The following is a 19,436-nucleotide window of genomic DNA, read 5'->3' as shown; positions in this document are numbered from 1 at the left end:
GGTGTGCTGCGGAGGATTCTCCCGCAGCGGCAGCCTCCCCCCGCCGGGTACCGATACTCAGTCGCCGGTGCTGATCAGTTCCGGCTCGCGCTCGCCGGCCTCGGCCGCCGGGGCCTTGCCCGGCAGGAAGACGGCGACGACGACGGCGCCGATCAGCGCCACACCCGTACCCCACAGCGCGGTGACGTGCATGGCGTGCAGGAAGGCGTCGTAGGCGGGCGTGACCAGGGCCTGGCCGCGCGGGCCGAGCTTCTCCGCGATGCCGAGGGTGGCCTCGATGGACTCGCCCGCGGTGTCGCGCAGGCCGGGCGGCAGCGCGCCGAGCCTGCCGTCGATGCCGTTGCGGTAGGAGGTGGCGAGCACCGAGCCGAGTACGGCGATACCGAGGGCGCCGCCGACCTGGCGGAAGGTGTTGCTGAGCGCGGAGGCGGAGCCGGCCTTCTCGCGGGGCAGCGCCTGCATGATGACGACCGAGGTCGGGGTCATGATGTGCGCCATGCCGGTGCCCATGAGGAAGAAGACGACCTCCAGCAGCCAGATGGGCGTGTCGGCCTCGAAGCCGGCGAACGCGGCCAGGGTCCCGGCGATCAGCAGCATGCCCGCGGTGGTGGTGGCCCGGTTGCCGAAGCGGTCGACCAGCAGCCGGGCGCGGGGCGCGAAGATCATCTGGGCGGCGGCCAGCGGCAGCATCAGCAGGCCGGACTCCAGCGGGGAGTAGCCGCGCACGCTCTGGGTGTAGAAGACGCCGAAGAACGTGACGCCCATCAGCGCGAAGAAGACCAGCGCGATGGCGGCCATGGCGGCCGAGAAGACCTTGTTGCGGAAGTAGGTCACGTCCAGCGAGGGGTGGTCGCTGCGCTTCTCGTAGACCACGAAGCCGATCAGGACGACTACACCGGCGATGATCGTGGCCAGCACCTTGGCGTCGGTGAAGTCGGCCAGCTCGCCGCCCTTGATGATGCCGTAGACCAGCAGGACCAGGCCGAGCACGGAGAGCACCACGCCGACGGGGTCCAGCCGGCCGGGCTTCGGGTCGCGGGAGTCGGGGACCAGCCAGACCATCAGGGCGAGGGCGATCAGCACGATGGGCACGTTGATCAGGAAGACCGAGCCCCACCAGAAGTGGTCCAGCAGCGCGCCGCCGGTGATCGGGCCGATGGCGATGGCCAGACCCACCCCGCCCGCCCAGATGCCGATGGCCTTGGGCTGCTCGGAGCGCTCGAAGACGTTCATCAGCACGGCCAGGGTGGCGGGCATGACGAAGGCGGCACCGAGGGCCATCACGGCGCGGTAGGTGATCAGCTGGCCCGGGGAGCCGGACTCGGCGGCCAGCGCGGAGCCGATGCCGAACACCACCAGCCCGCCGAGCAGCACCTTCTTGCGGCCGAGCCGGTCACCGATGAGCCCGGCGGTGAACAGCAGACCGGCGAAGACCAGGGTGTACGAGTTGATCGCCCACTCGATCTCGCTCTGCGTGGCGCCCAGACCGGTGGGCGCCGGGGTGGCGATGGTCTTGATGGCGACGTTCAGGATCGAGTTGTCGAGCACCACGATGAGCAGGCTCAGCATCAGCACGCCGAGGATCGCCCAGCGGCGCCGGTGCACGGCTTCCGGTATCCGGGGGGCAGGGGAGGTTGTCATGTGCCCGATCGTAGTGGCATTTCAATACGGCACCGTCTCGTATCTGAATTCCTTTGCCGAGGCATTGCGCGGCCGGGCGCCGGTGTGCGGGGCGGGCGGGCGTCCTGGGTGGGGGTCCCCTGGCCACCTCCGGCACGAAGTGCCACCATGGAGACGATCCGGGGACGCCGAAAGGGCGCCTCGAGATGAACTGAAGGAGCCGTTGCCATGACGCAGCTCTCGGCTGCCCAGACGAAGCCCTCCGACGGCAAGACGCTGTACGGAGGAAAGGGCACCCGCCGCATCACGGTCCGCGACATCGCCCTCGCCAAGGAGCGGGGCGAGAAGTGGCCCATGCTCACCGCCTACGACGCGATGACCGCCTCCGTCTTCGACGAGTCCGGCATCCCGGTCCTCCTCGTCGGCGACTCGGCGGGCAACTGCCACCTCGGCTACGAGACGACCGTGCCGGTCACGCTCGACGAGATGACCATGCTCTCCGCCGCCGTCGTACGCGGCACCAGCCGCGCCCTCATCGTCGGCGACCTCCCCTTCGGCTCCTACCAGGAGGGTCCGGTGCAGGCGCTGCGCTCGGCGACCCGGCTGGTCAAGGAGGCCGGGGTGGGCGCGGTCAAGCTGGAGGGCGGCGAGCGGTCGCACGAACAGATCCGGCTGCTGGTCGAGTCCGGCATCCCGGTGATGGCCCACATCGGCCTCACCCCGCAGTCGGTCAACGCCATGGGCTACCGGGTCCAGGGGCGCGGTGAGGAGGCGGCCCAGCAGCTGCTCCGCGACGCGAAGGCGGTACAGGACGCGGGCGCGTTCGCCGTCGTGCTGGAGCTGGTCCCGGCGGAACTCGCCGCCGAGGTCACGCGCGTCCTGCACATCCCGACGGTCGGCATCGGCGCGGGCCCGGACACCGACGCGCAGGTCCTCGTCTGGACCGACATGCTCGGCCTGACCTCGGGCCGCGTCCCGAAGTTCGTCAAGAAGTACGCGGCGCTCCGCGAGGTCATGGGCGACGCGGCCAAGTCCTTCGCGGAGGACGTCGTCGGCGGAACGTTCCCCCTCGACGAACACTCCGTCCACTAGACACCCCCTGACCACTGCCGCACCACCAACGGGCAGCCCGCCGGCCTTCCCCCTTCCGGCGGGCTGCCCTGTGGTTTCTGTGCCTCGGCGTCTCTCAGACCACAACCCGGTAATGACTCGTCAGACGCCTGTCCTCGTCCAGGACATGGAACGCGATGCCCGGTGGCTGGGTGCGGTCTGCGAGGTCGGGGCCCTCCCAGGGGAGGCGGAGGGTCCAGGTGGTGGCGGGGGCGACGAGCAGGGGGCGGGCGGCGAAGGTGGAGGCGGCTGCCGTGTGGGCGTGGCCGGTCAGGACGGCGACGACCTGGGGGTGGGCGTTCAGCAGGGTGGCCAGGTCTCCGGGCTGCTCCAGCATGATGGAGTCGAGGTACGGGTGGTGGAGTTCGACCGGCGGGTGGTGGAAGGCGACCAGCGCCGGGGTGTCCTCCGGCAGGCCGGTGAGGGTGGTGTCCAGCCAGTCGAGCGTCGCCGCGTCGAGCCGCCCCTCGTCGCGGCCGGGGATGCTGGAGTCGCACATCAGCACGGCGGTCCCGGAGATGTCGTGCAGCCGGTTGACGGGGGCGTCGCCGGGCTCCTCGCCGAGCAGCGCCTTGCGGTAGGCCGCGCGCACGTCATGGTTGCCGGGGAGGGTGAGCACCGGGAAGGGCGCCGCCAGTATGCGGGCCGCCTGCTCGTACTCGGCCTCCGTGCCGTGATCGGCGATGTCACCGGTGACCAGAACCGCGTCCACCGGATGCGGCAGCGCCCGCAGGTGGTCCATGACGCGCTCGGCGCGCCGGGTGGCCCGTTCACCGCCGTCCAGGTGCAGGTCACTGATGTGGGCGAGCAGCAGCGTCATCTTCGTCCTCTCGTAGGGGGAGCGTTCCAAGGGTGGGCCGGCCGTCCGCCTCGACGACGGGGAGGCGGACCGCCACCCGGGGGAGGAAGAGGCCGACGAGGGGGCCCATGCACAGGGCGACGAGCACGGTCCCGGCACCGACGGTTCCGCCCATGAGCCAGCCGGTCCCGGCGACGGCGATGTCGATGCCGGTGCGCACCACGGCGACGGGCAGGCGGGTGAGCCGGACGAGTCCGGTCATGATGCCGTCGCGCGGACCGGACCCGAACTGCGCACCGAGGTAGAGCGCGTCGAAGAAGGCCAGCGCGACGATGCCGAGTACGAGGTACGCGATCGCGGCGGGAGTCCCCTGCGGGCGGGGGAGCACGGCCGCGGTGGCATCCGCGGCGAAGCCGACGACGGCGACGTTGAGAAGCGTGCCGAGGCCGGGCAGTTCCCGCAGCGGAATCCACGCCAGAAGCACCGTCAGGGAGATGAGGTTCGTCGCCCACCCGAACGAGACACCGAGGGCCCCGGCGGTGCCCTCGGTGAGCACGTTCCAGCTCGCCGCTCCCAGCCCGGACCGGACGAGCGTCATCACGGCGGCCCCGTACCCCACCAGACCGACCAGCAGTTGGAGAACGCGACGCGTCGTACGGCCCGCTCTGAACTGAGCGAGCGCGTTCAACCGGGCCAGCACAGGCGGGCCTTGACGCGCCCGGGCGGCAACGGGCGGAGCAGGAGCGGGAGATGCCATGCGGTGAGCCTGCGGGCATCTGGACCTCGATTCCATAGCCAGATCGCTTATGCTGGCGCGGTGAAAGTGAGCGCGCACGCGGTGGCACGCATGCTCGGGACCTGGCAGGAGGGCCCCGGCCCGGCGCATCAGCGCCTCTCCGACCGGCTGCGGCTCCTGGTCCTGGACGGACGCCTCCCGCTCGGCTCGGCCCTGCCGGGCGAGCGCGACCTCGCCGCCGCGCTCTCCACCAGCCGGACCACCGTCGGTGCCGCCTACCGCACGCTGGTCGAGCAGGGGTACCTCGCCACCCGGGCACGGGCCAGGGCCACGGTACGGCTGCCCGACGAACCACCGCCCGCACGCAAGAGCGTCGCGGGCCCGTCGGCCATCGACCTGTCCTTCGCCGCTCCGCCCGCGCCGGTCGAGATCCTGCACTCCGCCTTCGCGACCGCGCTCGAACAACTGCCACGCCACTTCGAGCGGCACGGCTACGACCGGTACGGCATCGCGGAACTGCGCGAAGCGGTGGCCGGCTGGTACCGGCGGCGCTCCCTGCCCACGGCCCCCGACCACATCCTCATCACCAACGGCGCGCAGCACGCGCTCGCCCTCCTCGCGCGCACCCTGCTGTCCCCGCGCGACCGGGTGCTGATCGACCATCCGACCTATCCGCACGCGATCAGTACGTTCACCGAGGCCCGTGCCCGGCTGCTGGCGGTCGCCCTGACGCCTTCGGGCTGGGACACGGCACAGCTCCAGGAAGCGGCCCGCGATGCGAACCTCGCCTACCTGATCCCGGACTTCCACAACCCGACAGGGCTGTGCATGCCCACGAGCACCCGCGCCGGACTCCGGCTCGCCTGCCCCACGATCGTCGACGAGACCATGACCGACCTGGCCCTGGAGGGGGCGGCCCCGGAACCCTTCGCGCTGCACATGCCGACCGCGATCAGCGTCGGTTCGGTCTCCAAGAGCATCTGGGGCGGCCTGCGCATCGGCTGGATCAGGGCGACCCCGTCCCTCCTCGAACGCGTCCAGCAGACCCGGCACGCCACGGACCTCGGCACCCCGGTCGTCGAACAGCTGGCCACCGCCGTGCTCCTGAACGAGCACCGGACCCGGCGCCCCGGCACGCTCCGCCGACTGCGATCCCAACGCGACGCACTCTGCGAAGCGCTCGCCGAGCACCTGCCCGAGGTCCGCACCCGCCGGCCCGACGGCGGCTTCACCCTGTGGGCGACCTTCCCCGAGCCCATCAGCTCACGGCTGGCGGCGATCGCGCCGGACCACGGAGTGACCGTCGCCGCCGGCCCACGCTTCGGCATCGGCGGCGCGTTCGAACGCAACATCCGGCTGCCCTACACCCTCCCGCCCGGCCGGCTGACCGAGGCGGTCGACCGGCTGGCACGGGCACGGCGGGCCCTCGCCCGGGGCGCCACCGGCACCCACACCCCCGCACCTGTCGCATGAGCGCCGACGACGCGGCCCGATCTGGATACGCTGCTCCGGGGAGCCTGCTGAGGAGGGGAATGGCGAGAGTCACCGTCAGTCTCGACGCCGATCTGGCCATCGAGGTCATGCTGCTGGCCGGTACGAAGAGTCCGCAGGACGCGGTCGAGCTGATCGTCCGGGACTACCTGGAACGGGGCCGCCGCACCGAGGCCCGTACCGGGAACACCGCCGATCAGGACCGGCTCGCCGACCGGCGGTCCGCGCCGGAAGAGGGGCGATGAGCGCCGAGGTCGCGCTGAGCACGGAGGATCTGCGGGCGGTCGCCGCGTTCGCGGCGGGCTCCGCCGAGACCGTGCTCGCTGTCTTCGAGGCCGATCGGCCCGAGGACGCCCGGCCCCGGGAGGCCATCGCGGCCGCCTGGGCGTTCGCGCGCGGCGGGAAGCGGGGGAAGGCGTTGCGCGACACCGCCTGGGCGGCGCTCAAGGCGGCCCAGGCGGCCCACACGGAGGCCGCGGGGGAGGCCGCGCGGGCGGCGATGGCCGCGGCCGGGGCCGCCTATCTGCACCCGCTGGCCAAGCCCACGCAGGTCAAGCACATCCTCGGGGCCGGGGCGCATGCGGCGAGGGCGGCCGAGCTGGCCGCCGGCGGGAGCGCGCCCGGCCACCTGGAGCGGACGGCGCGGCGGGCGGCCCCCGGCGTCCTCGACGTGCTGAACCGCTACCCGTCCGCCCCCGACGGCGGCGGACGGGTCGGCGAACTGACCCGCCTGCTGGACACAGCCCTGCGCACCCGCCCCCGCGGCTAGGCCCGCTCCCGCCACCCGTTCGTGATCGGCAACCGACGGTCCTTCCCGAACCCCTTCGGCGAGATCTTCGTGCCCGGCGGATACTGCCGCCGCTTGTACTCCGCCGTGTCGACCATGCGGAGGATTCTGACGACGAGGTCGGGGGCGAAGCCCGCCGCGACGATCGCGTCGGCGCCCTGGTCGTGGTCGACGTAGCGGTCGAGGACCGCGTCGAGGACGGGGTAGTCCGGGAGGGAGTCGGTGTCGACCTGGCCGGGGCGCAGCTCGGCGCTGGGGGGCTTGCTGATGGAGTTCTCCGGGATCGGCGGGGTCTCACCGCGCTCCTCGGCAGCCCGGTTGCGGTAGTGGGCGAGCCGGAACACCGAGGACTTGTAGACGTCCTTGATCGGGCCGTACGCGCCCACCGAGTCGCCGTACAGGGTCGAATACCCCACCGCCAGCTCGGACTTGTTGCCCGGTGCCAGCACGAGCTGGCCCTCCTGGTTGGACACCGCCATCAGCAGCGTGCCGCGCAGCCGGGACTGCAGGTTCTCCTCCGCGAGCCCGCTCAGGTCCAGCGCGCCCATGTACGCGTCGAACATCGGCTCGATCGACACCGTACGGAAGTTCAGCCCCGTACGCCGGGCCAGTTCGGCCGCGTCGCTCCGGGAGTGCTCCGAGGAGTACTTGGACGGCATCGAGATCCCGTACACGTTCTCCGCGCCCACCGCGTCGCACGCGATCGCGGCCACCAGCGCCGAGTCGATGCCGCCGGACAGCCCGATCAGCACGGAGCGGAAGCCGTTCTTGGTGACGTACGCCCGCAGGCCCGTCACCAGCGCGCCGTACATCTCCGCGTCGTCGTCGAGGCGCTCCGCGCAGCCGCCGGGGTGCTCCGGCTCGTACGACGGCACGGGGTCGGGGGAGAGGATCACGCGGTCGATGCGCAGACCGTCGTCCACGACACCCGTCGGCGCGTCCGGGTCGGCGGCGGGCAGGTCCAGGTCCAGCAGCAGGCAGGTCTCCTCGAACTGCGGTGCCCGCGCGATCACCTCGCCGTCCGCGCCGACCACGATGGAGTCGCCGTCGAAGACCAGCTCGTCCTGGCCGCCGGTCATGGCGAGGTAGGCGGTGGTGCAGCCCGCCTCCTCGGCCCGCTTGCGGACCAGCTCAAGGCGGGTGTCGTCCTTGTCCCGCTCGTACGGCGAGGCGTTCACCGAGAGCAGCAGGCCCGCGTGGGCCGAACGGGCGGCGGGGACACGGCCGCCGTCCTGCCAGAGGTCCTCGCAGATGGCGAGCGCGACGTCGACCCCGCGCACCCGGATCACCGGCATGGTGTCGCCGGGCACGAAGTAGCGGAACTCGTCGAAGACGCCGTAGTTCGGCAGGTGGTGCTTGGCGAAGGTGAGGACCACCTCGCCCCGGTACAGCACGGCCGCCGCGTTCTGCGGGGCACCGGCCGGCTGGCCGTACTTCGGCTGCGCGGTCGCCGAGCGGTCGAGGTACCCGACCACCACCGGCACCTCGCCGGCCCCCTCCTCGGCCAGCCTGGCGGCCAGCGTGCGCACGGCGGCGCGGGAGGCTTCGACGAAGGACGAGCGCAGGGCGAGGTCCTCCACGGGATACCCGGTCAGCACCATCTCCGGGAACGCGACCAGCTGCGCTCCCGCCTCGGCCGACCGGCGGGCCCGCCGGACCACGGACTCGGTGTTGCCGGCGATGTCGCCGACCCGGGCATCGATCTGATTCAGGGCGAGACGAAGTTGAGGCACCCCGCCAGTGTAATCGTCACTCCGACGCGATGGGGGGCGTGAGGTGTCCGACACCCCACGCCCCCGTCACCGGTTACCGCGGATCAGTGACCCTTGTACGACTGCACGTAGCCGTTCGCGGGCGAGCCCACGCCGGTCACGTCGTCGTAGCCCTTGACCGCGTGCAGCGAGCTGTCCTTGCCGAGGCTGCGGACCGAGACGGCCAGGCCGCCGGAGGCGTCCGTACCGTTCACGAAGTCGGTACGGGCCACCGCCAGGCCGGAGCCGGTCGGGTTGTCGGTGACGTCGTGGAAGACGCCCGCCTTGCCGTACCGCTGGTAGATCGACGGGTTGGCGAAGCCGATCGCCTTGCCGCCGCGCGCCTCCTGCGCCAGCGCCTGCACGGCCGCGATCACCGGCGCGGCCAGCGAGGTGCCGCCGATGCGGTACTCGCTGTAGCGCAGGGTCCCGTCCGCGAAGGTCTGGGTCTGGCCGACCAGGAAGCCGGTGTTCGGGTCGGCGATGGCCGCGATGTCCGGGACGACGCGGTTGCCGGCCTTGTTGTTGGCCGTGGCCAGCTTCTTCGGGACGATGCCCTGCTGGTAGTACGGCTGCGGCACGGTCCTGCTGGTGCCACCGCCCGCGCCCGAGGTGAAGGCGCCGGGGAAGCCGGCCCAGCTCTTGCCGTCGGCCGACAGGGTCGCCTTCTCGGTGCCCCAGCCGGTCTCCCACTGGTACTTCTCGCCCTTGCCGACCGCCAGCGAGGTACCGCCGACCGCCGTCACCCAGGCCGAGTTGGCGGGGGTGTCGACCTGCTTCACGCCCGGCTTGGTGTCCGTGGCGGTGTTGGCCACCTCGTCACCGTTGTCGCCGGAGGAGAAGTAGAAGCCGATGCCCTCCACCGCGCCGAACTGGAACACCTGGTCGTACGCGGCGGCCAGGTCCGGCGTCTGGTTGGCCTCGATGTCGCCCCAGGAGTTGGAGACGATGTCGGCCAGGTGGTTGTCGACGACCTTGCTGAGCGAGTCCAGCAGGTCGTCGTCGAGGCAGGACGCGGCGCCCACGTAGGTGACGTCCGCGTTCGGCGCGACCGCGTGCACGGCCTCGACGTCGAGGGTCTCCTCGCCGTACCAGCCGGCCGCCCCGCACTCGTCGGCCCCGGTGTGCGTGTACTTCTTCGGCAGCACCTGGTGCAGCTGGCCGGTCTTCCACGCCGCGTCGCCGTGCTTCTTGGCGTAGGAGCCGGCGTCGAAGGCGATGGTCGGCGAGGCGTACGCGTCCGTGATGGCGACGCGCACGTGCTTGCCGGTGTACTTGCCCGCGCCGTAGGCCGCGCGGAGCTGCTTGCCGGTGTAACCCTTGACCGCGTACGGGATCTTGTGGCCGTACGCGTCCGGCAGGCTGCTCGCGACGTTCGAGCCGAAGTAGCTCGAGAACGGGCCGGCGTTCTTGAACACCGCTTCCGGAGGCGGAAGTTGGCTATCGTGCTTGGCCTTGTGCGGCGCGTTGTCCAGGCCGGTCACGGTGAGCACGGCGCCCTTGAGGGACGCGGGTGCGGACGCGGTCTTCGCCGGGGCGCGGTAAGTCCGGGCGCCCTTGGCGTAGTTGTGCAGCTGGGTGCCGAACGCCTTCTCGGCGGCGGCCACGTCACCGGAGACGGAGACGTAGTGCGCGGTGACCCCGGTGACCGTCAGACCGGCCGACTTCAGCCAGGACTTGACGGCGCTCACCTGGGCCTTGGTGGCCCCGAAGCGGGCCTGCGCCTCCTTGGCACTGAGGTGCTTGCCGTACAGCGGCGACGCCGGGTCGGAGACGGCCTTGGCGTAGGCCGCCAGTCCGGCCGCGTCCCGCCCGGCCAGGTAGACGTGGGCGTCGACGCGGGCGCTGTCGGCGGCGGCGCCCTTGTCCGCCTTCGCCGTGGCCCACAGCGGCCGGGTGCCGGTCAGCGTGTTGCGCGCCGGGCCGTCCGCGTGGGCCGCGGGTATGCCGAGCGCCAGCGCCCCGGCGATCATCGGCAGCGTCGCCGCCATGCTCACACCGGCGCGCGTCTTGGCGCGGTTGGATCTCATAGAACCCCCTGCGATGCGTTGCGCATGCATGTCGTGGTCGGTACGTCGCGGATGCGCGCCGGTGAAGCGGCGGTGTCGACCGGCGTGGAGATCACACGATGGGGGCCACTCTGGCCGATGAACCGTTCATGTCAGGGGAAGCAAAAGGTCAAGAGAAGCTCAAGTAACCATGAAAAGAGCGGACTTAATCGGGAGCCGTCACGAACGGGCGGGTGCGCCCCGCTTCTTGAGCATGTCCGCCATCAGCCGGATCTCGGACCGCTGGGCGTCCACCATCCCGCGCGCGAGCCGCTGTTCCGGCCCCGCGGTACACCGGGCCACACACCCCTCGGCCATGTGCACCCCGCCCTTGTGGTGCTCCGTCATGAGCTGGAGGTAGAACACCTCCGCCGCGCGCCCCTTCAGCGAACCCAGCTCGCGCAGCTCGGAGTTGGTCGCCATGCCCGGCATCAGCGCGCCGTCCTGCCCCGGCGGCATGTCACCCATGCCCATCCAGGTCATCGGCGGCTCGGCGGACACCTTCGGCAGCCCCCACAGATCCAGCCAGCCCAGCAGCATCCCGCGCTGGTTGGCCTGGGTCTGCGCGATGTCGTACGCGAGCCGCCGCACCTCCTCGTCACCGGTGCGGTCGCGCACCAGATACGACATCTCCACGGCCTGCTGATGGTGCACGGCCATGTCCCGCGCGAACCCGGCGTCCGCGGACTCCGCCCCCGGCACCTGTACGGAAGCGGAATCACGCTCCCCGCCGGCCGCGTACCCCCCTGCCCCCGCCGCGACGACGGCCAGCACGGCTGCCCCGGCCGCCAACCCGACGTACCCGCGCCTCACTTCATGACCCCGCCGGTGCAGGAGGCGCCCGGCTCCGGGGTCTGCTTGCCCTGCACATAGGCGGCGAAGAACTTGTCCACCTCGGGGTCGGACGCGCTCTTCACGCTCACCTGATGCCCCCACGCCGACAGGATCAGCGGCGCGTCCTGGTCCTTGTACGGGCTCATCAGCGAGTACGGCGTCCGCTTCACCTTGGCCGCGAGCGCGTCCACGTCCGCCTTTTCGGCCTTGTCGGTGTACGTCACCCAGACCGCGCCGTGCTCCAGCGCGTGCACCGCGTTCTCGTCCCGCACCGGCTCCTTGTAGACGTCCCCGTTGCAGTCGAGCCACACCGGGTTGTGGTTCCCGCCGACCGGCGGGTGCATCGGGTACGTCACCTTGGTGCTGACGTGGGTGCGCGACAGCTTGCCGGACCAGGTGCGCACCCCGTCCGCGCCGGTCGTGAAGTGCCCGGAGCCGCCCTTGGCGTCGGCGGCCGTGTCCTTCCCGCTGTCCGAGTCCGACTGGGAGTGCACCAGCGCCACCCCGCCCACCACCAGCCCGGCGACGGCCACCACGCTCGCGGCGATCACCAGCACCCGGTTGCGACGGGCGCGGGCCCGCTCGGCGCGCCGCATCTCCTCCATGCGCGCGGCGCGCGCGGAGGCGGGGCTGTGCTGGTCGGTACCCATGGGGCGTGTCCTTCCGCGGAGCGGTCTCGGGGTCCGCTGATCGTAATGGCGCGGGAGGGACGCGCGGGAGCGATGTGCGACAACCGGATGATTCGCAGCCGTGGGCCCCGGCGGATGCGGCCATGACGTACGGCCCGATGAACATGCAAGATGGTCGGCAGGACGGTATGTCCCGAGCAGGCGGAACGTTCAGCCCGGAGACCTCCGGCCGATCAAGGTCCGCAACGCGCGCGAAACGCCGATGTGGTGGGATGCTCAGGTGCCGACCGCCTCCCGTCGCACCACGGACAGGCGGCCTGACCAGCAAGGATGGGGAAGCGGAAGATGGACAAGCAGCAGGAGTTCGTGCTCCGGACCTTGGAGGAGCGCGACATCCGGTTCGTACGCCTGTGGTTCACGGACGTGCTGGGCTTCCTCAAGTCCGTCGCCGTGGCCCCCGCGGAGCTTGAGCAGGCGTTCGACGAGGGCATCGGCTTCGACGGCTCGGCCATCGAGGGCTTCGCCCGCGTCTACGAGTCCGACATGATCGCCAAGCCGGACCCGTCCACGTTCCAGGTCCTGCCCTGGCGCGCGGAGGCCCCCGGCACCGCCCGGATGTTCTGCGACATCCTGATGCCGGACGGCTCCCCGTCCTTCGCCGACCCCCGCTACGTCCTCAAGCGCGCGCTGGCCCGCACCTCCGACCTGGGGTTCACCTTCTACACCCACCCGGAGATCGAGTTCTTCCTGCTGAAGAACAAGCCGACGGACGGCAGCCGGCCGACCCCGGCGGACAACTCCGGCTACTTCGACCACACCCCGCAGAACGTCGGCATGGACTTCCGCCGCCAGGCGATCACCATGCTGGAGTCGATGGGCATCTCGGTGGAGTTCTCCCACCACGAGGGCGGCCCCGGCCAGCAGGAGATCGACCTCCGCTACGCCGACGCGCTGTCCACGGCGGACAACATCATGACGTTCCGGCTGGTCATGAAGCAGGTCGCGCTGGAGCAGGGGGTCCAGGCGACCTTCATGCCGAAGCCGTTCTCGGAGTTCCCCGGCTCGGGCATGCACACCCACCTCTCCCTCTTCGAGGGCGACCGCAACGCGTTCTACGAGTCCGGCTCGGAGTACCAGCTCTCCAAGGTCGGCCGCTCCTTCATCGCGGGCCTGCTGCGGCACGCGGCGGAGATCTCGGCGGTGACCAACCAGTGGGTCAACTCCTACAAGCGCATCTGGGGCGGCTCGGAGCGCACGGCGGGCGCGGGCGGCGAGGCCCCCTCGTACATCTGCTGGGGTCACAACAACCGCTCGGCCCTGGTCCGCGTCCCCATGTACAAGCCCGGCAAGACCGGCTCGGCCCGCGTGGAGGTCCGCTCCCTCGACTCAGGGGCCAACCCCTACCTCGCCTACGCCGTCCTCCTGGCCGCCGGCCTCAAGGGCATCGAGGAGGGCTACGAACTCCCCCCGGGCGCCGAGGACGACGTCTGGGCCCTCTCCGACGCGGAACGCCGGGCGATGGGCATCGAACCGTTGCCCCAGAACCTCGGCGAGGCCCTGACCCTGATGGAACGCAGCGACCTGGTGGCCGAAACCCTGGGCGAACACGTCTTCGACTTCTTCCTCCGCAACAAGAAGTCGGAGTGGGAGGAGTACCGCAGCGAGGTCACGGCCTTCGAGCTGCGGAAGAACCTGCCGGTGCTGTAGCCGCAGTTCACCGAATGGGCTGCCCAATTCCGATCAGATTCCCCTCGCTGTCCCGGAACCAGGCAGCCCATTCCCCTGTCGCCCCTTTGCTCGGATAATTCCCCTGCACCTCGGCGACGCCCCCCTCGGTCCGGAACCCAGGAGCCTCGACGTCCTCGAACACCACCCCCCGCCCCCGCAACTCGGCGAGGGTGGCTTCGAGGTCGTCGACCTCCCACCCCATCTGAGTAAAAGTCCCAGGCGAAGCCCCAGTGGACCGAAACACCACAAAAAACGAGTCCCCGCACCGATAAAGCAACCCCCCGGGCCGCTCGTCAAACGGCTCAAGCCCCAGCTTCTCGGAATAGAACCGCCGAGCCCGCTCCAAATCCTGAGCAGGCAACCGAGTGGCAACGGACCCCCGCCCCAGCGCCCCGCTCACGACGCCGTCCCTTCGGCAAGCCGAGCCAGCACCCGGTGAAGCGGCTGGTCGGCCCGGACCCGGTACTCCTGAACGGCCCACCCGTTCCCGTCAGGATCGCGGAAGTACATGGAAGTCCCCCCATCGCGCTCCGAACACCGCACAGGCTCACTCACCTCAAGCCCCTTCCACGGAACCCGAAACCGCGACAGTCCGCCACCGCACCGCACCCGCAAACGGCGGCAAGGGGACGTGTCGGGGGGTGTCCGCCCGCAGCGGCCGGCGAGACACCAGGCTGAACGCATCGTGGAAACGTAAGCCGCCGGACCGGGGACGGACACCCCCGGCGCGGCCCCGACCCACGACGACGCGGGGCGCGGCAACGACCGGAGGCCACCCGCACGGTTAGGCTCTGGCCAGGACCGTCTTGATCCCGAGGGGAGGCCGCGGATGACGCCGGGGCGCAGGAGCAGCACGTTCACCAGACTGCTTCGGCACGGCTTCACGGACCCCTCGGGAGCCGAGCGCCTGCTGGACAGCCCCGAGCTGGCCCTGGTGAAGGCGGACCCGGTCCTCCTGGAGGCGCTGGGCGCGACAGCCGACCCGGACCTGGCCCTGCGCGGCCTGGTACGACTGCTGGAGGCCCAGCCGGCCCCGACGGACCACCGGGAACTCCTGGACACCCTGATCGCGGCGAAACCCCTCCGCGACCGCCTCCTGGGCGTACTGGGCGCGTCGGCGGCCCTGGCGGACCACCTGGCCCGCCACCCCCACGACTGGCAGGAACTGGTCACCTACGAACCCAGGGACCTGCATCCCGGAGTGACGGAGTTCGAACGCGGCCTGGCAGAAGCCACGGACCAGGTGGAACTCAGGGTGGCGTACCGCCGCTGCCTGCTCTCCATCGCCGCGAGGGACGTGTGCGGCACCACGGACGTCACCCAGACCGCGGCGGAACTGGCAGACCTGGCAACGGCGACCCTCCGCGCAGCCCTGGCCATGGCGGAAAAGGAAGCCCCCCAGGACGCCCAAGCCTGCCGCCTCGCAGTGATCGCCATGGGCAAGTGCGGCGGCCACGAGCTGAACTACGTCTCCGACGTGGACGTGATCTTCGTGGCGGAGCCCACCCAGGGCACGGACGAGACGAAGGCCCTGAGGTCGGCCACGAAGCTCGCCTCCCACATGATGCGCATCTGCTCGGAGACCACGATCGAGGGTTCGATCTGGCCGGTGGACGCGAACCTGCGCCCGGAGGGCCGCAACGGCCCCCTCGTGCGGACCCTGAGCAGCCACCTCGCCTACTACCAGCGCTGGGCGAAGACCTGGGAGTTCCAGGCCCTCCTGAAGGCCCGCCCGGTAGCGGGCGACAAAGAACTCGGCGAGGCATACACCGACGCCCTCACCCCCATGGTCTGGCAGGCAGCCGACCGCGAGAACTTCGTCCCCGACGTGCAGAAGATGCGCCGCAGGGTCGTGGAGAACATCCCCCCGGCGGAGATCGACAGGGAACTGAAACTGGGTCCAGGCGGCCTGAGGGACGTCGAATTCGCGGTCCAGCTGCTCCAGCTGGTCCACGGCCGCACGGACCAGACCCTCCGCAGCGGCACCACCTTGAAGGCCCTCCAAGCCCTGGCGACAGGCGGCTACGTGGGCCGGGAGGACGCCGCCCGCCTCGACGAGGCATACCGCTTCCTCCGCGAACTGGAACACCGCATCCAGCTGTTCCAGCTCCGCCGCACCCACCTCGTCCCCGAAGCAGAAGAGGACCTCCGCCGCCTGGGCCGCTCCCTCGGCCTCCGCACGGACCCGGTAGCCGGCCTGCGCCGCGAGTGGAAACGCCACACAGGCGTGGTCCGCCGCCTGCACGAGAAGATCTTCTACCGCCCCCTCCTGGACGCCGTGGCCCAGCTTGCCCCCGGCGAGACAAGGCTGAGCGCGGAGGCGGCGAGGGCACGCCTGGTCGCCCTCGGCTACGCGGACCCGGCGGCAGCGCTCCGCCACCTGGAGGCCCTCGCCTCCGGAGTGACCCGCAAGGCGGCCATCCAGCGCACCCTGCTCCCCGTCCTCCTCGGCTGGTTCGCGGACTCGGCGGACCCGGACGCCGGCCTCCTGAACTTCCGCAAGGTCTCCGACGCCCTGGGCAAGACCCCCTGGTACCTCCGCCTCCTCCGGGACGAGGGCGCGGCGGCGGAGAACCTGGCGAGGGTCCTCTCGGCGGGCCGCCTCGCCCCCGACCTCCTCCTCCGCGCCCCCGAAGCCGTGGCCCTCCTCGGCGACGGAGACGCGGGCGGCTTGGAACCACGCGGCAGGGCCCAGCTGGAGCAGGAGATCACCGCGGCGGTGAACCGCGCGGAGAACGCGGAACAGGGCGTGACAGCGGCCCGAGGCGTCAGGCGCCGAGAGCTCTTCCGCACCGCGGCGGCGGACATCGTCGGCTCGTACGGCACGGAAACCACCCCGGCGGAGCCCGACGAGGGCGTCCTCCTCGACCGCACCGGCAACGCGATCTCCGACCTCACCGCCGCCACCCTCGCCGGCACCCTCCGCGCGGTGGTCCGCGAGACCTGGGGCGACACCCTCCCCACCAAGTTCGCGATCATCGGCATGGGCCGGTTCGGCGGCCACGAACTCGGCTACGGCTCGGACGCGGACGTGCTGTTCGTGCACGAGCCGAGGGAGGGCGTGGACGAGCACGAGGCCGCGAAGGCCGCCAACAAGGTGGTGGCCGAGATGCGCCGCCTGCTCCAGCTCCCCAGCGCCGACCCGCCCCTGCTGATCGACGCCGACCTGCGCCCGGAGGGCAAGTCCGGCCCCCTGGTCCGCACCCTGAAGTCGTACGAGGCGTACTACCGCAGGTGGTCGCTGGGCTGGGAGTCGCAGGCGCTGCTGCGGGCCGAGCCGGTCGCGGGGGACGCGGAGCTGGGGCGCCGCTTCATGACGCTGATCGACCCGCTGCGCTACCCGGCCCACGGCCTGGACGACGACGCGGTGCGCGAGATCCGCCGGCTGAAGGCCCGGATGGAGTCCGAGCGGCTGCCGCGCGGCGCGGACCCCAAGCTGCACACCAAGCTGGGCCCCGGCGGCCTGTCGGACGTGGAGTGGACGGTCCAGCTGCTCCAGCTCCGGCACGCCTGGGAGGTGCCGGGCCTGCGCACCCCGAGGACGCGCGAGGCGCTGGCGGCGGCCCGCGAGGCCGGCCTGATCGGCGCGGAGGACGCGGCCGTGCTGGACGAGGCGTGGGTGCTGGCAAGCCGGGTCCGCAACGCGGTGATGCTGGTCCGGGGCCGGGCGGGCGACACCTTCCCCACCGAGCCGCGCGAGCTGGCGGCGGTGGGCCGCTACCTGGGCTACGGCGAGGGCCGGGCCGGCGACATGCTGGACGCGTACCGCCGTACCGCCCGCCGGGCCCGGACGGTGGTGGACGAGCTGTTCTACGCGGGCTGACCCGCGCCGGAACCCAGCCCGGCTCCGGGCGCCTGCGGCCACCGGCCGTACCAGAGCCGGGCCACCCCCACCCCGAAGGCGAGGCACAGCACCCCGCCGACCGCGTCCAGCCAGAAGTGGTTGGCGGTGGAGACGATGACCAGCAGCGTCAGCGCCGGGTACGCCAGCCCCAGTACCCGTACCCACGGCACCGAGGCCAGCGCGAACACCGTCAGCCCGCACCACAGCGACCACCCGATGTGCATGGACGGCATCGCGGCGTACTGGTTGGACATGTGCTTGAGGTCGCCGGAGGCCATCGAGCCCCAGGTCTGGTGCACCATCACGGTGTCGATGAAGTGGCCGCCGCGCATCAGCCGGGGCGGGGCGAGCGGGAACAGGTAGTACCCGGCGAGGGCCACGCCCGTGGTGGCGAACAGCACCAGTCTGATGGGGGCGTAGCGCTCGGGATGCCATCGGTAGAGCCACACCAGCACCGCGATGGTGATCACGAAGTGCAGTGTGGCGTAGTAGTAGTTCATGCCGATGATCAGCCAACCGACCGAGTCGGCCGCGTGGTTGACGGACGCCTCGACGGCGATGCCCAGTTGGTGCTCCAGCCACCACACCGCGTCGGCGTTGCGCAGCGCCTCGCGCTTCTGCTCCGGGACGGCGTTGCGGATGAGCGAGTACGTCCAGTAACTCGCCCCGATCAGCAGGATCTCGAACCACAGCCGGGGGCGCCGGGGACGGCGGAACCTCTCGCGCAGGGTCCGTACCCCGCCACCGTCCCGGACCGCGACGGTCCGCGGTACGGCCACCTCGTCGCGGTGGCCGTCCGGGCCTGTCACGGTCGAGTCACTCATAGCTACCAAGTCTGCCAGACAAGGGATGCTCGACAGATCATCCCAAGGCCGGTGCCCCCGCGCATGTTCTGCGCGAAAACGCCTGGCGGGGCGGGGGCTCAGCCGCGCGAACGCTCGCCCGGCGCCGAGGCGGTGGACCCACGCACCACCAGCTCCGGCATGAAGACGAACTCACTGTGCGGGGCGGGCGTTCCGCCGATCTCCTCCAGCAGCGTGCGCACGGCGGCCTGGCCCATGGCCGGGACGGGCTTGCGCACGGTGGTCAGCGGCGGGTCGGTGAACGCGATCAGCGGCGAGTCGTCGAAGCCGACCACCGACACGTCGCGCGGCACGTCGAGGCCGAGCTGCCGGGCCGCCCGTATCGCGCCGAGCGCCATCATGTCGCTGGCGCACACGACGGCCGTGCACCGGCGCTCGATGAGCGCGGTGGCCGCCGCCTGGCCGCCCTCCAGGGTGTACAGCGAGTGCTGCACCAGCTCCTCGGCGACCATGTCCGCGCCCAGCCCCAGCTGGTCCTGCATCGCGCGGACGAAGCCCTCGATCTTGCGCTGCACCGGCACGAACCGCTTCGGACCGAGCGCCAGACCGATCCGGGTGTGCCCCAGCGACACCAGATGCGTGACCGCCAGCGTGGTCGCGGCCCGGTCGTCGGGGGAGATGAAAGGTGCCTGCACCTTCGGCGAGAAGCCGTCCACCAGCACGAACGGCACGCCCTGGGCGCGCAGTCGCTCGTAGCGCTGCATGTCGGCGGTGGTGTCGGCGTGCAGCCCGGAGACGTAGATGATCCCGGCCACCCCCCGGTCCACCAGCATCTCGGTCAGCTCGTCCTCGGTGGAGCCGCCCGGGGTCTGGGTGGCCAGCACCGGGGTGTACCCCTGCCCGGTCAGCGCCTGGCCGATGACCTGCGCCAGCGCCGGGAAGATGGGGTTCTCCAGCTCGGGGATGATCAGGCCCACCAGGCCCTCGCTGCGCTGGCGGAGCCGCACCGGACGCTCGTAGCCGAGCACGTCCAGGGCGGCCAGGACGGACTGGCGGGTGGTGGCGGCGACGCCCGGCTTCCCGTTGAGGACCCGGCTGACGGTCGCTTCGCTCACCCCCGCCTGCGCAGCGATGTCCGCAAGCCGTGTGGTCACGCCTGTGGACTGTACCGGCCGAACCGCTCCCGGCGCACCGGCGGGACGCCGTGCGCGGGCGGCCGAACGGCCCGCCGTGGATTGCCGCGTCATCGCGCTCCT

The 19,436-nt window shown here is 71.5% G+C and carries 16 protein-coding genes and 1 pseudogene; 6 read left to right on the top strand and 11 right to left on the bottom strand.

The window, feature by feature from the left end:
• Positions 1 to 57: 57 nt before the first annotated feature.
• Entirely contained in the window at positions 58 to 1,641 is a 1,584-nt protein-coding gene (locus D0Z67_RS08045; RefSeq protein ID WP_199812134.1) for an MFS transporter, read from the bottom strand.
• A gap of 207 nt (positions 1,642 to 1,848) precedes the next feature.
• Between D0Z67_RS08045 and panB the strand changes: the two genes are divergently transcribed.
• The gene (gene panB / locus D0Z67_RS08040) at positions 1,849 to 2,712 is read left to right on the top strand and encodes a 3-methyl-2-oxobutanoate hydroxymethyltransferase (RefSeq protein ID WP_031179807.1); all 864 of its coding nucleotides are present in this window, start codon (positions 1,849 to 1,851) and stop codon (positions 2,710 to 2,712) included.
• Between the two features lie 94 nt (positions 2,713 to 2,806).
• Here the strand turns inward: panB and D0Z67_RS08035 are convergent, their stop codons facing one another.
• Positions 2,807 to 3,550, bottom strand: coding sequence for a phosphodiesterase (locus tag D0Z67_RS08035; RefSeq protein ID WP_031179808.1), 744 nt, complete (start codon positions 3,548 to 3,550; stop codon positions 2,807 to 2,809).
• Positions 3,522 to 4,217 carry a membrane protein YczE gene (yczE, locus tag D0Z67_RS08030; RefSeq protein ID WP_051887514.1) on the bottom strand — a complete coding sequence of 232 codons (696 nt, stop codon included), beginning with the start codon at positions 4,215 to 4,217 and terminating at the stop codon, positions 3,522 to 3,524. Before yczE ends, D0Z67_RS08035 begins: the two co-directional genes overlap by 29 nt.
• A 129-nt stretch (positions 4,218 to 4,346) precedes the next feature.
• Between yczE and yczR the strand changes: the two genes are divergently transcribed.
• Genes yczR through D0Z67_RS08015 form a run of 3 tightly spaced genes read left to right on the top strand, consistent with a single transcriptional unit; the run spans position 4,347 to position 6,525 of the window.
• Positions 4,347 to 5,738 (top strand): MocR-like transcription factor YczR, encoded by a 1,392-nt coding sequence (gene yczR / locus D0Z67_RS08025; RefSeq protein ID WP_031179810.1) that lies wholly within the window; start codon positions 4,347 to 4,349, stop codon positions 5,736 to 5,738.
• A gap of 59 nt (positions 5,739 to 5,797) precedes the next feature.
• Entirely contained in the window at positions 5,798 to 6,001 is a 204-nt protein-coding gene (locus tag D0Z67_RS08020) for a hypothetical protein (RefSeq protein ID WP_031179811.1), read from the top strand.
• A complete protein-coding gene (locus tag D0Z67_RS08015; RefSeq protein WP_031179812.1) occupies positions 5,998 to 6,525 on the top strand; it encodes a putative immunity protein in 528 nt (175 codons plus the stop codon). Before D0Z67_RS08020 ends, D0Z67_RS08015 begins: the two co-directional genes overlap by 4 nt.
• Here D0Z67_RS08015 and D0Z67_RS08010 read toward each other — a convergent pair.
• The 4 genes from D0Z67_RS08010 to D0Z67_RS07995 form a co-directional block, all read right to left on the bottom strand.
• Positions 6,522 to 8,276, bottom strand: coding sequence for an NAD+ synthase (locus D0Z67_RS08010; RefSeq protein ID WP_031179813.1), 1,755 nt, complete (start codon positions 8,274 to 8,276; stop codon positions 6,522 to 6,524). The two genes, D0Z67_RS08015 and D0Z67_RS08010, sit on opposite strands and share 4 nt — an antisense overlap.
• A gap of 83 nt (positions 8,277 to 8,359) precedes the next feature.
• The gene (locus tag D0Z67_RS08005; protein ID WP_031179814.1) at positions 8,360 to 10,324 is read right to left on the bottom strand and encodes a S53 family peptidase; all 1,965 of its coding nucleotides are present in this window, start codon (positions 10,322 to 10,324) and stop codon (positions 8,360 to 8,362) included.
• A gap of 198 nt (positions 10,325 to 10,522) precedes the next feature.
• Entirely contained in the window at positions 10,523 to 11,155 is a 633-nt protein-coding gene (locus D0Z67_RS08000) for a DUF305 domain-containing protein (protein ID WP_031179815.1), read from the bottom strand.
• Positions 11,152 to 11,826, bottom strand: a complete 675-nt coding sequence (locus D0Z67_RS07995) for a DUF3105 domain-containing protein (protein ID WP_031179816.1) — start codon at positions 11,824 to 11,826, stop codon at positions 11,152 to 11,154. The genes D0Z67_RS08000 and D0Z67_RS07995 overlap by 4 nt, the downstream gene beginning before the upstream one ends.
• A gap of 324 nt (positions 11,827 to 12,150) precedes the next feature.
• Here D0Z67_RS07995 and D0Z67_RS07990 point away from each other — a divergent pair, with 324 nt between their 5' ends.
• Complete coding sequence (locus D0Z67_RS07990; protein WP_031179817.1) at positions 12,151 to 13,512, top strand: glutamine synthetase family protein; 1,362 nt, start codon at positions 12,151 to 12,153, stop codon at positions 13,510 to 13,512.
• A gap of 7 nt (positions 13,513 to 13,519) precedes the next feature.
• On the opposite strand, the gene D0Z67_RS30120 is transcribed toward D0Z67_RS07990, so the two are convergent.
• On the bottom strand, positions 13,520 to 13,933 hold the full coding sequence (locus tag D0Z67_RS30120) for a VOC family protein (protein ID WP_031179818.1): 414 nt from the start codon (positions 13,931 to 13,933) through the stop codon (positions 13,520 to 13,522).
• Positions 13,930 to 14,100 (bottom strand): annotated as a pseudogene (locus D0Z67_RS30115) (VOC family protein); the annotation flags it as partial. The gene D0Z67_RS30120 and the pseudogene D0Z67_RS30115, both read right to left, overlap by 4 nt.
• Positions 14,101 to 14,362: 262 nt before the next feature.
• On the opposite strand from D0Z67_RS30115, the gene D0Z67_RS07975 reads away from it, so the two are divergent.
• Complete coding sequence (locus D0Z67_RS07975) at positions 14,363 to 17,356, top strand: bifunctional [glutamine synthetase] adenylyltransferase/[glutamine synthetase]-adenylyl-L-tyrosine phosphorylase (RefSeq protein ID WP_031179820.1); 2,994 nt, start codon at positions 14,363 to 14,365, stop codon at positions 17,354 to 17,356.
• Here D0Z67_RS07975 and D0Z67_RS07970 read toward each other — a convergent pair.
• On the bottom strand, positions 17,344 to 18,201 hold the full coding sequence (locus D0Z67_RS07970; protein ID WP_078873078.1) for a phosphatase PAP2 family protein: 858 nt from the start codon (positions 18,199 to 18,201) through the stop codon (positions 17,344 to 17,346). The genes D0Z67_RS07975 and D0Z67_RS07970 overlap by 13 nt on opposite strands.
• Positions 18,202 to 18,299: 98 nt before the next feature.
• A complete protein-coding gene (locus D0Z67_RS07965; protein ID WP_031179822.1) occupies positions 18,300 to 19,334 on the bottom strand; it encodes a LacI family DNA-binding transcriptional regulator in 1,035 nt (344 codons plus the stop codon).
• Positions 19,335 to 19,436: the final 102 nt, after the last annotated feature.

The sequence above is a fragment of the Streptomyces seoulensis genome (assembly GCF_004328625.1).
Classification (GTDB): Bacteria; Actinomycetota; Actinomycetes; order Streptomycetales; family Streptomycetaceae; genus Streptomyces; species Streptomyces seoulensis.
The sequence above is the reverse complement of the archived record's forward strand: the minus strand, read 5'-3'. Positions and strand labels throughout refer to the sequence as shown.